The sequence below is a fragment of the Blastococcus sp. SYSU D00868 genome (assembly GCF_054050575.1).
Genome location: NZ_JBJGZO010000006.1, coordinates 1 through 13,101, shown reverse-complemented (window position 1 = coordinate 13,101; position 13,101 = coordinate 1). Strand labels below are relative to the sequence as shown.

Sequence of the window (13,101 nt, the reverse complement as noted above, 5' to 3'; positions counted from 1 at the left end):
CCGGCGGCGGGAGCTGCGCTGATGGGTGAGAAGGGGAACCTGCCGGCCGTCTCCGCGGCGGATCTCGCGGGGGACGCCGGGTTCGACGTCAAGGGGCCGGCCGCCTCCGACGTCAAGGGGCCGGGCCGCGCGACGGCCAAGGGGTCCCACTCCCCCGACATCCCGGCGCTCAGGGCCGAGGGCGGCGCCCTCGCGCCGGACTCGGCCGCGGACCCGTTCGGCACGAAGGGCGGCGCGGCCGCCGACGCGGCGTCCGGTGGCCCGCAGGACGGCGGCGGCTGGCACGTCGGCGGCGGCCTGCTCGGCCGCCGGGACCCGGACGACGACCGCGGGGCAGCCCCCGGCGACCCCCGGTGACCCGCCGGTGACCCGGCCGACCGGGCGTCGGGCGCGGTCGCGCGGTGCCGGCCGCCCCGAGCTGCTCGACGCGCCACCGCCGGCCCGGTCCGCTGTGCCGGTCGAGCGCGACCCGGTCACGGGCCGGCGGCTGGCCGGCGAGCCGGGCGGCCGTGCCGACAAGGGCCGCACCTCGGCCCGCCGTCCGCACCCGTGGCGCGTCCCCGCGCTCGTCGCCGGAGCCGTGCTCCTGGTCGTGCTCGTCGCCGTCGTGGTGGTCTCCGCGAGCGGCGGCGACGCCGGGGACTCCGCGGCGTCGCCCTCGCGCGGCGTCACTGCCGCCGGTCCCGGCGGGACGGCCGACACCTCCGGCAGCGGGGCCGACGTGGCAGTCGGCGGGACGCGACGGGTGGAGGTCCTGTTCACCGTGACCGCCGTCCGGGCCGCGCCGGGACTCGAGGACCGGGTCACCGTCGGCAGCAGCTTCCCCAGCACCTTCGTCCTGACCGGCGCGTGCGACGGCGACGGTCCGTGCACCGTGCGGCTGTGCCGGGCCGAGGACGTCTGCCTCGACGAGGTCGCCTTCACGCCCACCGGGTCCGGGTACACGGGGCAGTTCGAGTCGTCCGCGTTCGGGCGCCCCTGGCCCGAGTGCGGCGCCGTCCGGACCGTCGTCGAGGTGGCCGTGGACGGCGACCGGCTCAGCGGCACCGCCGTCCAGCAGCACCCCGCGCCGCTGGGCTTCGACGGCGGCACCAGCGTCTGCGACTTCGTCGTCTACGACACCTCCTTCGCCTCCGTCTGACCGTGACCGGCAGCTCCTTCACCGCGCTCCTGGCTGCCGACGACCGGCCGGTCTGCGGTGTCGAGCACGAGTACGCCGTCCTCGCCGGCGGGCGGCCGGTGGACTTCCGCGTCCTCGTCGACGGCCTCGGTCTGGGACGGCGCCTCGACCCCGGGGACCCGCACGCCCACCGTGGCGCCTGGGGCGGGGTGGTCACCGCGGACGGCGCCGAGGCCGAGGTGGTCACACCGCCGGTCGCCGTCGGCCCCGGCGCGGTGGACGAGCTGTACGCCTGGACCGAGGCCGGCCGCGGGTTCCTCTCGGCGCACCTGCCCGACGGGCACGCGCTCGCCGGCTTCTCCACGCACGTGAGCGTGTCCGTGCCCGACCGCGACGTCCGGCGGGCCGCCACGCTGCTCGTCGCGCACCTGTCTCCGGCGCTCATGCTGCTGCTGGAGGGTCCCGCCTCACCCGGGATGCTGGTCCGACCGCGGCCGGGCCGGCTGGAGGTGTGCGGGGAGTACGCGACCGGCCGGCCGCTGCGCCTCGCCGTCGCGGTGACGCTCGCGGCCGCTGAGCTGTGCGCCGCGGCCGCCCGCTCCCGGAGGGTCCGTGCCGGGCTGCCGCCGCGGCTCGCGGTCCGCACGGAGCCGTCGCGGCAGCGCTTCGGGACCTATGTGGATCGGACGGCGTTCGGGCCGGATCTGTACGCCGAGAGCCGGGCCGCCGTGCTGCGTGACCGGGCGGAAGGCCCCGTCCGGGCCGGGGACCACCTGCGCGCGGCGGTGGACCTGCTCGCGGGACGCCTCGCCGACCTGCTGCACCCCGCGGACCTGGCAGCACTCGACGCGGTCGTGACGGGCCGCTCCCCGTTGCCGGCGGAGCGCTCGGCGCCGGCGGATCCCGACCCGCCGCGCCGCGCCGTCCGGCCCCTGGACCTGGCCACCCGGGAGCGGCCGAGGCTGCGCGTCGAGCTCGAGACGGCGACCTGGTGGCAGTACGTCTTCCGGGCCGAGGGCGCGGCAGGGCCCCGCTGGGTGCGGATCCCGCGCCCGTGGCTCCCGTCGTTCCTCGAGGCGGTCGACCGCGGGGTCCTCGACGAGGCGCTGACCCGGTAGGACGACGGACGGCCGGCCCCGGGGATCCCGGGACCGGCCGTTCGCGGTGGTGCGGAGGTGTTACTCGGCGACGTGCGAGCCGGGGCGCCGGCCCTGGCCGCGGTACGAGCTCGACCGGCGGTCGCCGCCGTAGGGGCGGTCGCCGGCGGGACGCTCGCGGTGAGGGCGCTCGGAGCGCTCGCCCGTGGACCGCTCGCCGTAGGGGCGGCGGGGCCGGTCGCCGTCGCGGCGGGGCCGGTCGCCGTCCCGGCGCGGACGACGGCCGCCGGGGCCGCCGTGACCGCCGGAGGGCCGGCGCGACTCGCGCACCGGGCGCTCGACGGGCTCCACGTGCACGCCGGTGGCGACGAGCTCGGCGATCGGGGCGTCGCCCGGGCGGATGCGGCTGACCACCGGGTCGACCTTGGCCGAGCGGAACCGCCGCTTGGCCTGGCCGACCTGGTCGGGCAGCAGCAGCGAGAGGACCACGCCCGCGGCGCCGGCACGCGCGGTGCGGCCGGAGCGGTGCAGGTAGGTCTTGTGGTCGGCCGGCGGGTCGTAGTGCAGGACCAGCGAGACGTCGTCCACGTGGATGCCGCGGGCGGCGACGTCGGTGGCGACCAGCACCGGGCTGCGGGCGTCGGTGAACGCCTCCAGCGCGCGGCGGCGGGCCGACTGCGGCAGGCCGCCGTGGATGGCCTCGGCCTTGATGCCGACGGCCTTGAGGTTCTCGGCCAGCCGGTCGGCGCCGAGCTGGGTGCGGACGAACACGATCGTCCGGCCCGGCCGGGCGGCCAGCTCCTGGGTCACCGGCACCTTGTCGCGGAAGGCGACGCTGTACGCGAGGTGCTCGGCCGGCGGGGCGTCGTCGCCCGCCCGCTTCACCTCGTGCCGCGCCGGGTCCTTGAGGTAGCGGCGGATCAGCGAGTCGACCTCGCCGTCCAGCGTCGCCGAGAACAGCAGCCGCTGGGCGTCGGGCCGGGTCTGGTCGAGCAGCTCCTGCACGACCGGCAGGAAGCCCAGGTCGGACATGAAGTCGGCCTCGTCGACGATCGACACCTCGATCTCGTCGAGGGTCACCTCGCCCTGGCCGATCAGGTCCTGCAGCCGGCCGGGGGTGGCGATGACGACGTCGACGCCGCGGCGCATCTGCTGGATCTGCCGGTACATCGAGGCCCCGCCGTAGACGGCGGCGACCTGGACGCCGAGGGCCTGGCCGAGCGGGGCCAGGTTGTCGTGCACCTGCTGGGCGAGCTCGCGGGTGGGGACGAGCACCAGCCCGCGCGGCGAGCGGGGCCCGCGGCGGGCGTCGCCGCCGAGGCGGGCGAGCATCGGCAGGCCGAAGGCCAGCGTCTTGCCCGACCCGGTGGCGGCCTTGCCGAGCACGTCCCGGCCGGCGAGCGCGTCGGGCAGCGCCGAGGCCTGGATGGCGAACGGGTGGCGGATGCCGCGCCGCTCCAGCGCGGTCACCAGCTGCTGGGGCAGCCCCAGCTGACCGAAGGTCGGGCCCTGCGGCTCGGGAGCGGCCTCGGGGGTGGTCTCGAGGACGGCGTCCTCGGGAGCGGGGATCTCAGGGGTGGTCTGGACGTCGACAGCGTCGAACGTGGTCAAGCGTGGGACTCCGATACAGCTCGGGCGCGTCCCGTGGCGGTGCGCGGACACCGGCGACCGGCGTCCTCACTGGCGATCGCTCGCGTCTGGCGACGGTGAGGATCTGCACGGATGCGCTCATGCCCGGACGGACCGTCCGGGAGGATGACCGGCGACTGCCGGTACACCGAGGTTAGCAGCGGCCCCCGACCCGGCATTCCGGGAGTGATCAGCCTCGCAGCGCCGCGTACCCCGGACGGACGACGCCGGTCAGCAGCCGGTCCCGCTCGGCGGGGTCGAGGAAGGCGGCCTCCAGCGCGTTCTCGGTGACCCGCCGCACGTCGTCCCAGCCCCAGCCGAAGGTGGCCGCCACGTCGGCGAGCTCGCTGGTGGCGCTGACCCCGCTCATCAGCCGGTTGTCGGTGTTGACCGTGACCACGAACCCGGCCCGGTACAGCCGGTCCACCGGGTGACCGGCCAGCGACGGGTAGGCGCCGGTCTGCACGTTCGACGACGGCGCGACCTCCAGCGGCACCCGCTCGTCGCGGACCCGCCGCGCCAGCGGGCCGAGCGGGCCGTCGGCGGGGACCTCGTCGGCGATCCGCACGCCGTGCCCGAGCCGCTCGGCGCCGGCTCCGTCCAGGGCGGCGCGGATGCTGTCCACCCCGGCGGCCTCCCCGGCGTGGATCGTGCGGTGCGCGCCCGCCCGGTCCAGCAGCGCGATCGCCGAGGGGTGCCGGTCCGGCGGGAACCCGATCTCCGGGCCGGCCAGGTCGAAGCCCACCACCCCGGCGTCGCGGTAGCGGACCACCAGCCCGGCCACCTCGTCCCACCGGTCGGCCTGCCGCATCGCGCACAGCAGCGCGCCGACCCGGATCGGCGTCCCGGCCGCGGCCGCCTCGGCGCTGCCGGCCGCGAAGCCGTCGAGGATCGCCTCGACCGCCTCCTCGATCGGGGTGCCCTGCGCGGTCAGCAGCTCCGGCGCCATCCGCACCTCGGCGTGGACGACGCCGTCGGCGGCCAGGTCCAGCGCGCACTCGCGGGCGACCCGGCGGACCGCCTCGGGCCGCTGCATGACGCCGACGGTGTGCGCGAACGTCTCCAGGTAGCGCACCAGCGAGCCCGAGTCGGCGGCCTCCCGGAACCAGCGGCCCAGCGCCCCGGCCTCGTCGGCCGGCAGGTCGCGGTAGCCGTGCTCGTCGGCCAGCTCGAGCACCGTCTGCGGGCGCAGGCCGCCGTCCAGGTGGTCGTGCAGCAGCACCTTGGGGGCGCGGCGGAGCTCCTCGGTGGTCAGCGGCATCAGTCGGTCCCCCGGTCCTGCCAGCGGAAGGTCAGCACGCACAGCACCAGCCCTGCGACGCACCACAGGCCCAGCACGATCGCGACCCGGTCCAGCTCCCAGGAGCCGGCCGGCTCGTCGGCGGCGAGCGCGTCGGGCAGGAACACCGACCGGAAGCCCTGCGCCATCCACTTGAGCGGGAACAGCGAGGCGATCGTCTGCATCCAGGTCGGCACCTGGCTGAACTGGAAGAAGACGCCGGAGATGAACTGCAGCACCAGCGCGATCGGGGTGATCATCGCCGACGCCGAGCGGCCGTTGCGGGCGAGGCTGGAGACCGCGATGCCCAGCAACGTGCAGGCGGCCGCGCCGAGCACGGTCACCCAGGCGAACGTCGCCCAGTCCGAGCCCCGCGGCAGCGGCACGTCGTAGAAGACGTTCCCCACCGCGAGCAGGATCGCCAGGATCAGCACGGTCGTGACCAGGACCTGGGCGACCTTGCCGGCGAAGTACGCGCTGCGCGGCATGGGCGTGCCCATGAGGTGCTTGAGCGTGCCGTCGGAGCGCTCCGTGGCGATCGAGATCGCCATGTTCTGCAGGCTGACGCCGAGGATGCCCGCGGCGACGATGCCGGCCATGAAGTACTGGGTGAACGGGATGCCCAGCCCGATGTCGTAGTCGAGCACCGCCCCGAAGACGACGAGCAGGATCACCGGGAACGCGAGGCTGAAGACCAGCGACTCCCGCTGCCGGAAGAACTCCTTGAGCTCGACCCCGGCCCGGGCCCGGTAGACCGACCCCACCGAGGGCAGGGCGCGTTCCGCGGTCGCCGTCACGCCGGGTCTCCGATCATCTGCAGGTAGACGTCCTCGAGCGTCGGGCGGGCCACCGCCAGGTCGGGCACCTCGCCGCCGAAGCGCGCGGCCAGCTCGGCGACCAGGGCGGTCGGGGCCTGGGTGGCCCGCGTGCGGCGGGCGCCGTCCTCGGTCCAGCTGACGACCGCGGGCGCGCTCCCCCGTCCGCCCAGCACCGAGGGGACGGCGACCTCCACCAGCCGGCCCCGGGCGATGACCCCCACCCGGTCGGCCAGCGCCTCGGCCTCGTCCAGGTAGTGGGTGGTCAGCAGCATCGTGGTGCCCAGGTCGCGCAGCGACCGGATCAGCGACCAGAACTGGCGCCGCGCCTCGGGGTCGAAGCCGGTGGTCGGCTCGTCGAGGAACAGCAGGGCGGGCCGGCCGACGATGCCTAGCGCGACGTCGAGCCGGCGGCGCTGCCCGCCGGACAGCGCCCGCCCGCGGACGCCGGCCTTCTCGGTGAGCCCGACCAGCTCCAGCACCTCGTCGGGGTCGCGCGGGTCGGGGTAGTAGGCGGCCTGGGCGCGCAGCAGCTCGCGGCAGGTCAGCTGGCTGTCGCCGGCGCCGGACTGCAGCACGATGCCCAGCTGCGCCTTCCACCGCCGCCCGCCGGTCGCCGGGTCGACGCCGAGCACCCGGACCTCCCCGCCGTCCCGCCGGCGGAAGCCCTCGCAGATCTCCACCGTCGTCGTCTTGCCGGCGCCGTTGGGGCCCAGCAGGGCGAAGATCTCGCCGCGGTGGATGTCCAGGTCCAGGCCGTCGACCGCGGTGAACTCGCCGTAGCGGCGCACCAGCCCGCGCACGGAGATCGCCGCGTCGGGGTCGAGCGGGGTGGCGGGACGCGGCGCCACGCTGGCCGCCGGGACCGCGGTCGGACTGCTCACGGGAACCCAGTGTGCTCCGCACTCCGACGTGACCGGCGCCACCCCGCCCCGAGCGGAGTCGCTCGAGCGCGGTTCGCGCGCCCGAGCGACTCCGCTCAGGCCGTGATCCGGTCGAGGACGAGGGGCAGCGGGCGGTCGTCGGTGTCGACGCCGACCGCCCCCTCGAGGGCCTCCAGCGCCCGCGGGATGCGCGAGGCGTCGTCGGTCTGCAGCTCCAGCAGCGGCCGGCCCGCGGTCACCCGCTCTCCCACGGTCGCCGTCCAGGTGACCCCGGCCGCGGCCGACACCGGGTCCTCCTTGCGGGCCCGGCCGGCACCCAGCCGCCAGGCGGCGACCCCGAGCGCGTAGGCGTCCAGCCGGGTGAGCGTGCCGGTGGCCGGCGCGGTCACCACGTGCCGTTCGGCGGGCTGCGGCAGCGGCGCGTCCGGGTCCCCGCCCTGGGCGGCGATCATGCGCCGCCACACGTCCATGGCCCGGCCGTCGGCGAGCGCGTCGGCCGGGTCGACGTCGTCCCGCCCGGCGCCGGCCAGCATCTCGCGGGCCAGCGCGAGCGTGAGCTCGACCAGGTCGGCCGGCCCGCCGCCGGCCAGCACCTCCACCGACTCGGCGACCTCGACGGCGTTGCCCGCGGCGCGGCCCAGCGGGCGGTCCATCGCCGTGACCAGCGCGACCGTGCGCACGCCGGCCGCCTCCCCCAGCCCGACCATCGTGCGGGCCAGCTCCCGGGAGGCGTCCGGGTCCTTCATGAACGCGCCCGAGCCGGTCTTCACGTCGAGGACCAGCGCGTCGGCGCCCTCGGCGATCTTCTTGCTCATGATCGAGCTGGCGATCAGCGGGATCGACTCGACCGTGCCGGTGACGTCGCGCAGCGCGTAGAGGAGCTTGTCCGCGGGCGCCAGGTCGTTGCCGGCCGCGCAGACCACCGCGCCCACCTCGCGCAGCTGCCGCAGGTAGGCCTCCTCGTGGACGTCGGCGCGCCAGCCCGGGATCGCCTCCAGCTTGTCCAGCGTGCCGCCGGTGTGCCCGAGCCCGCGGCCGGACAGCTGCGGCACCGCCACGCCGCAGGCGGCCACCAGCGGCGCCAGGGGCAGCGTCGTCTTGTCGCCGACCCCGCCGGTGGAGTGCTTGTCCGCGGTCGGCCGGCCCAGCGCGGACAGGTCCTTGCGCTCGCCGGAGTCGATCATCGCCTGCGTCCAGACGGCGAGCTCCCCCGGCGACATGCCGCGGAAGAACACCGCCATGAGCAGCGCGCTCATCTGCTCGTCGGGCACCCGCCCGGCGGTGTAGGCGCCGATCACCCAGTGGATCTGGTCGGCGGTCAGCTCGACGCCGTCCCGCTTGGCGCGGATGACGTCGATCGCGTCGTGCGCGCTCACGCGCCCTGCCCCCGCGCCTCGGCCGCCAGCAGGTCGTCCGGGCCGAACGCGTCGGGCAGCACCTGGCTCATCGGCACGATGCCCAGCGAGACGGTCTCGATGAGCATCTCCGCGCCGCCGTGCTCCCACAGCAGCTGGCGGCAGCGGCCGCACGGCATCAGCGGCTGCCCGTCCCCGCCGACGCAGGCGACGGCGACCAGCCGGCCGCCGCCGGTGCGGGCCAGGTCGCTGACCATGCCGCACTCGGCGCACAGCCCGAGCCCGTAGGAGGCGTTCTCCACGTTGCAGCCGGTGACCACGCGGCCGTCGTCCACCAGGCCGGCGACGCCCACGGGGAACCGCGAGTACGGCGCGTAGGCGTGGGTCATCGCCTCCCGCGCCGCGGCGCGCAGCGCGTCCCAGTCGATCTCCGGCTCCGCCGTCGGTTCGCTCCCGCGGCCCCCTCCGCTCACGTCAGTGCTCCCCTCGTCGCCAGACCAGGCCGTCGGCCTTGGGCATCCGCAGCCGCTGGCTGGCCAGCGACAGCACCAGCAGCGTGACCAGGTGCGGCGTGAACGACAGCAGGCTGCCGTTCGGGTCGTCGATGGTCAGGTAGCCGGTCAGCGCGATCGCCGCGAAGACGAGCGCGACCCCCGCGCGGAGCGTGTTGCGCCGCCACAGCTGGTAGGCGGCGACGGCGACCAGCAGCAGCGCGAGCACCAGCAGCAGCGCGACCACCGCGGAGGCGCTGCGCACCAGGAGGGCGTCGGAGTACCCGAACAGCCCCGCGCCGGCCGCCAGCCCGCCGGGCCGCCAGTTGCCGAAGATCAGCGCCGCCAGGCCGATGAAGCCGCGGCCGTCGGTCTGCCCCTCCCGGTAGATGTCGGCGTAGTAGACGAGCGCCACGCCGCCGAGCCCGGCCAGCGCGCCGGAGACGACGACCGCGATGTACTTGAACCGGTAGACCGGGACGCCGAGCGAGTCGGCCGCGTCCGGGTTCTCGCCGCACGACCGCAGGCGCAGCCCGAACGACGTCCGCCACAGCAGGAACCAGGAGAGCGGCACCAGCAGGACCACGCCGAAGGTGAACCAGCTGATGTCGGTCACCAGGCCGCGCAGCACACCCGCGACGTCGCTGAGCAGGAACCAGCCGAGCTCCTCCACGTGCCGCAGCCCGTCGGAGAGCAGCGGGACCGTGAACTCCGGGGCGTCCCCCCGCATCGGCGGGGACTGCGCCGGCCCACCACCGGTCTCCTCGGTGTAGAGCAGCTCGGAGAGGAACCGGACGACACCGGCGGCGAGGATGTTGATCGCGACACCGGAGACGACGTGGTCGACGCCGAAGGTGACCGTGGCGACGGCGTGCACGAGGCCGCCGACGGCGCCGAGCACCAGCCCGCCGACGAGCGCGCCCTGCCAGCCCCACTGGTAGCCGGCCCAGCCGGCGCCCCAGGTGCCGAGGATCATCATGCCCTCGAGCCCGATGTTGACCACGCCGGCCCGTTCGGAGAACAGCCCGCCGAGGGCCGCGAGCCCGATCGGCACGGTCAGGCCGAGGGCGAGCGAGATGGTGGCCGCGGCGGTGAGCCGGTCCTGGCCGGAGATCACCCGGGCGAGGCTCAACAGCAGCATGAGGCCCAGCGCCATCCAGGCGGCACGGCGGACGGGCCCGCCGCCGAGGAACAGCTCGGCCACGGGGCCGCGCTGCGGCGGCGTGCCGGTGCCCGAGGTCGTCGGTTCGGTCGTGGTCATGCCCGCGGCTCCTCGGTCCCCGGCAGTCCGGTGCGCACCCGGTGCCCGCCGTCCGGCCCGTCCCCGGCCGGCCCGGCGGCGACCGGACCGCCGCCGCCCCCGGTGTCCGGCGGCTCGCCGGTCACCGCAGCGGCCCCCCGCTCGGCCGACCGCAGCGCCAGCCGCCGGGCGATCTCGTTGGCGACGACGACGGCGAGCACGATCGTGCCCTGGATGATCGTGATGACCGACGACGGGATGTCGGCGAACTGCAGGGGCAGCGCCGCCCGGTCGAGGAAGGCGAACAGCAGCGCGGCGACGGCGATGCCGCCGGGGCTGTTCTTGCCGAGCAGCGCGACCGCGATGCCCAGGAAGCCCAGGCCGGCGGTGAACTCCGTCGAGTACACGTAGGACGAGCCGAGCAGCTCGGGCAGGCCCACCAGGCCGGCGACCGCACCCGACAGCAGCATCGCCTTGACCGTCATCGTCCGGGCGTTGACCCCGCTGGCGCTGGCGGCCGACGGCGACAGGCCCGTGGCGCGCAGGTCGAAGCCGAACCGCGTCCGCGACAGCAGGACGGCCACGGCCACCCCGACCACGAGGGCGATGAGGAGGAACCCGTACAGGTCCGACCGCGGCTCCTCCAGGCCCAGCCCGGTCAGCAGGCCGGTGAGCGGCGGGACGTGCGCCGAGTCGGGCAGCGGCGTCGTGTTGACGATGTTCGAGCCCTCCTCGCTGCCGAGGAACGGGCCGGTGAGGAGGTAGGCCGCCAGCCCCAGCGCGATCGCGTTGAGCATGATCGAGCTGATGACCTCGCTCACCCCGCGGGTCACCTTGAGCACGGCGGCGATGCCGGCCCACCCGGCCCCGACGGCGATGGCGACGACGATCACGAACAGCACGTGCAGCGGTGCCGGCAGGGTGACGGCCGCACCAGCCGCCGCGGCCACCAGCGTGGCCAGCCGGTACTGGCCCTCGACACCGATGTTGAACAGGCCCATCCGGAACCCGATCGACACCGCGAGGCCGGACAGGAACAGCGGGATCGCCCGGTTCAGGATCACGACGATCGACTGCACCTGGGCGGCCGGGGTGTCCCCCAGGTTGAACATCACGCTCAAGAACTCGAACGGGTCCTCACCGATCAGCGCGACCACGAGGGCCGAGACGACCAGGGCGAAGACGACGGCGATCGCCGGCCCGAGCAGCGCGAGGCCGGCCCGCCGCAGGGCCGCGCCCAGCCCGCCGCTCACGCCGCACCCGCCGCGGTGCGCGCGCCGGTCATGTACCCGCCGAGGTCCTCCGGGGTGACCCGGTCGGGGTCGAGCCGGGCCACCAGCCGGCCGCGGAGCATGACGTGCAGGGTGTCCGACAGGCCGATCAGCTCGTCGAGGTCGGCGGAGATGAGCACGATCGCCAGCCCCTCGGCGCGGGCCTCCTTGAGCAGCCCCCAGATCACCGCCTGGGCGCCGACGTCGACGCCGCGGGTCGGGTGGGCGGCGACGAGCAGCCGCGGCCGGGCGCTCATCTCCCGGCCGACGATCAGCTTCTGCTGGTTGCCGCCGGACAGGGCCACGGCCAGGGTGTCCGGCCCGGGTGCCCGCACGTCGTACTCCTGCATGATCCGGGCGGTGTCTGCGCGCGCCGAGCGCCGGTCGATGAACCAGCCCCGCGCCGCCGGCGGCCGGGTCTGGTGGCCGAGGACCCGGTTCTCCCACAGCGGCGCCTCGAGCAGCATGCCCTGCCGGTGCCGGTCCTCCGGGACGAAGCCGACGCCGGCCTCCCGGCGCGCCCGGGTGGACCAGGCGGTGACGTCGTCGCCGGCGAGCGTGACCGTCCCGCCGGCGAGGGCGCGCAGCCCCATGATCGCGTCCACCAGCTCGGCCTGGCCGTTGCCCTCGACGCCGGCGATGCCGACGACCTCGCCCTCCCGGACGGTGAGGCTGACGTCGTCGACCAGCGTGCGGCCGTCGGCACCGGCGACCGTCACGGACGCCAGCTGGAGCACCGGGGTGTCGCGCACCGTGGAGGTCCGCGTCTCCGGGGTCGGCAGCTCCGTGCCGACCATCATCTCGGCGAGCTGCTTGGTCGTCGTCGTCCGCGGGTCGGCGACGCCGACGGTGGTGCCGCGGCGGATGACGGTGATCGAGTCGGCGACGCGGCGGACCTCGTCCAGCTTGTGGCTGATGAAGATGACCGTGAGCCCCTCACGCTTGAGCTCGGCGAGGTTGCCGAACAGCTCGTCGACCTCCTGCGGGACGAGGACGGCCGTGGGCTCGTCGAGGATCAGGGTGCGCGCGTTGCGGTACAGCACCTTGGCGATCTCGACCCGCTGCCGGTCCCCGACGCCGAGGTCCTCGACGAGCGCGTCGGGGCGGAGCCCGAGGTTGTAGCGGTCGGAGAGCTCGGCGATCCGGCGGCGGGCCGCGGCGCGGTCGAGCCGTCCGCCGCGGGTCGGCTCGCTGCCGAGGACCACGTTCTCCAGGACGGTGAAGTTGTCGGCCAGCATGAAGTGCTGGTGCACCATGCCGATGCCCGCGGCGATCGCGTCCGACGGGCTGCGGAAGGAGACCTCGCGGCCGTCGACGAGGATCTGGCCCTCGTCCGGCCGGTGCTCGCCGTAGAGGGTCTTCATCAGGGTCGACTTGCCGGCCCCGTTCTCGCCGACGATCGCGTGCACCTCGCCCCGGCGGACCCGCAGCGCGATGTCGCGGTTGGCGACCACGCCGGGGAAACGCTTGGTGATGCCGCGCAGCTCGACGGCCGGCGCGGCCACCCCGTCGTCGGCGCCGCCGTACGCCGGTGGTCGGACCGGTGCGGACATGGGCCCTCTCCCTCGGTACGGCCCGCGGGTGCGCGGGCCGGTCGATCGTCGGTCCGGGACCGTGGGATCGGCCACGGCGCCGGGGCGGGGGCGGGCTCGCGCCGCCCCGCCGCATGATGACGCACCCCCGTGCCTCCCGGCGCCGGGAGGTGTTCCGGCGCCGGACAGACCGGCGGGGGGGGGGGGGGGGGGGGGGGGGGGGGGGGGGGGGGGGGGGGGGGGGGGGGGGGGGGGGGGGGGTGGGGTGGGGGGGGGGGGGGGGGGGGGGGGGGGGGGGGGGGGGGGGGGGGGGGGGGGGGGGGGGGGGGGGGGGGGGGGGGGGGGGGGGGGGGGGGGGGGGGGGGGGGGGGGGGGGGGGGGGGGGGGG

The 13,101-nt window shown here is 76.1% G+C and carries 12 protein-coding genes; 3 read left to right on the top strand and 9 right to left on the bottom strand.

Annotated features, from left to right (window positions below):
* The first annotated feature begins 21 nt into the window (after positions 1 to 21).
* From ACI79F_RS07165 to ACI79F_RS07155, 3 genes are all read left to right on the top strand, one after another.
* A complete protein-coding gene (locus tag ACI79F_RS07165) occupies positions 22 to 357 on the top strand; it encodes a hypothetical protein (RefSeq protein WP_456545832.1) in 336 nt (111 codons plus the stop codon).
* 94 nt (positions 358 to 451) lie between these two features.
* Positions 452 to 1,141: a hypothetical protein gene (locus tag ACI79F_RS07160; RefSeq protein WP_456545833.1), complete on the top strand. Its 690-nt coding sequence runs from the start codon at positions 452 to 454 to the stop codon at positions 1,139 to 1,141.
* 2 nt (positions 1,142 to 1,143) lie between these two features.
* Complete coding sequence (locus ACI79F_RS07155; RefSeq protein ID WP_456545834.1) at positions 1,144 to 2,238, top strand: hypothetical protein; 1,095 nt, start codon at positions 1,144 to 1,146, stop codon at positions 2,236 to 2,238.
* 60 nt (positions 2,239 to 2,298) lie between these two features.
* Here ACI79F_RS07155 and ACI79F_RS07150 read toward each other — a convergent pair whose 3' ends face one another.
* The 9 genes from ACI79F_RS07150 to ACI79F_RS07110 all read right to left on the bottom strand — a co-directional run bounded on the left by ACI79F_RS07150 (position 2,299) and on the right by ACI79F_RS07110 (position 12,734).
* On the bottom strand, positions 2,299 to 3,828 hold the full coding sequence (locus ACI79F_RS07150; RefSeq protein ID WP_456545835.1) for a DEAD/DEAH box helicase: 1,530 nt from the start codon (positions 3,826 to 3,828) through the stop codon (positions 2,299 to 2,301).
* Between the two features lie 208 nt (positions 3,829 to 4,036).
* Entirely contained in the window at positions 4,037 to 5,107 is a 1,071-nt protein-coding gene (locus ACI79F_RS07145; RefSeq protein ID WP_456545836.1) for an adenosine deaminase, read from the bottom strand.
* Positions 5,107 to 5,922, bottom strand: coding sequence for an ABC transporter permease (locus tag ACI79F_RS07140; RefSeq protein WP_456545837.1), 816 nt, complete (start codon positions 5,920 to 5,922; stop codon positions 5,107 to 5,109). Before ACI79F_RS07140 ends, ACI79F_RS07145 begins: the two co-directional genes overlap by 1 nt.
* Positions 5,919 to 6,824 carry an ABC transporter ATP-binding protein gene (locus ACI79F_RS07135; protein ID WP_456545838.1) on the bottom strand — a complete coding sequence of 302 codons (906 nt, stop codon included), beginning with the start codon at positions 6,822 to 6,824 and terminating at the stop codon, positions 5,919 to 5,921. Before ACI79F_RS07135 ends, ACI79F_RS07140 begins: the two co-directional genes overlap by 4 nt.
* A 95-nt stretch (positions 6,825 to 6,919) precedes the next feature.
* Positions 6,920 to 8,200 (bottom strand): thymidine phosphorylase, encoded by a 1,281-nt coding sequence (locus ACI79F_RS07130; RefSeq protein WP_456545839.1) that lies wholly within the window; start codon positions 8,198 to 8,200, stop codon positions 6,920 to 6,922.
* On the bottom strand, positions 8,197 to 8,652 hold the full coding sequence (locus ACI79F_RS07125; protein ID WP_456545840.1) for a cytidine deaminase: 456 nt from the start codon (positions 8,650 to 8,652) through the stop codon (positions 8,197 to 8,199). The genes ACI79F_RS07130 and ACI79F_RS07125 overlap by 4 nt, the downstream gene beginning before the upstream one ends.
* Before the next feature lies 1 nt (position 8,653).
* Positions 8,654 to 9,931, bottom strand: coding sequence for an ABC transporter permease (locus ACI79F_RS07120; RefSeq protein ID WP_456545841.1), 1,278 nt, complete (start codon positions 9,929 to 9,931; stop codon positions 8,654 to 8,656).
* A complete protein-coding gene (locus ACI79F_RS07115) occupies positions 9,928 to 11,163 on the bottom strand; it encodes an ABC transporter permease (protein ID WP_456545842.1) in 1,236 nt (411 codons plus the stop codon). Before ACI79F_RS07115 ends, ACI79F_RS07120 begins: the two co-directional genes overlap by 4 nt.
* A complete protein-coding gene (locus ACI79F_RS07110) occupies positions 11,160 to 12,734 on the bottom strand; it encodes an ABC transporter ATP-binding protein (RefSeq protein ID WP_456545843.1) in 1,575 nt (524 codons plus the stop codon). The genes ACI79F_RS07115 and ACI79F_RS07110 overlap by 4 nt, the downstream gene beginning before the upstream one ends.
* Positions 12,735 to 13,101: the final 367 nt, after the last annotated feature.

Coding starts and splice junctions, on each gene's coding strand:
- ACI79F_RS07165 (WP_456545832.1), top strand. CDS start 22: ATGGGTGAGAAGGGGAACCTGCCGGCCGTCTCCGCGGCGGATCTCGCG.
- ACI79F_RS07145 (WP_456545836.1), bottom strand. CDS start 5,107: ATGCCGCTGACCACCGAGGAGCTCCGCCGCGCCCCCAAGGTGCTGCTG.
- ACI79F_RS07120 (WP_456545841.1), bottom strand. CDS start 9,931: ATGACCACGACCGAACCGACGACCTCGGGCACCGGCACGCCGCCGCAG.
- ACI79F_RS07110 (WP_456545843.1), bottom strand. CDS start 12,734: ATGTCCGCACCGGTCCGACCACCGGCGTACGGCGGCGCCGACGACGGG.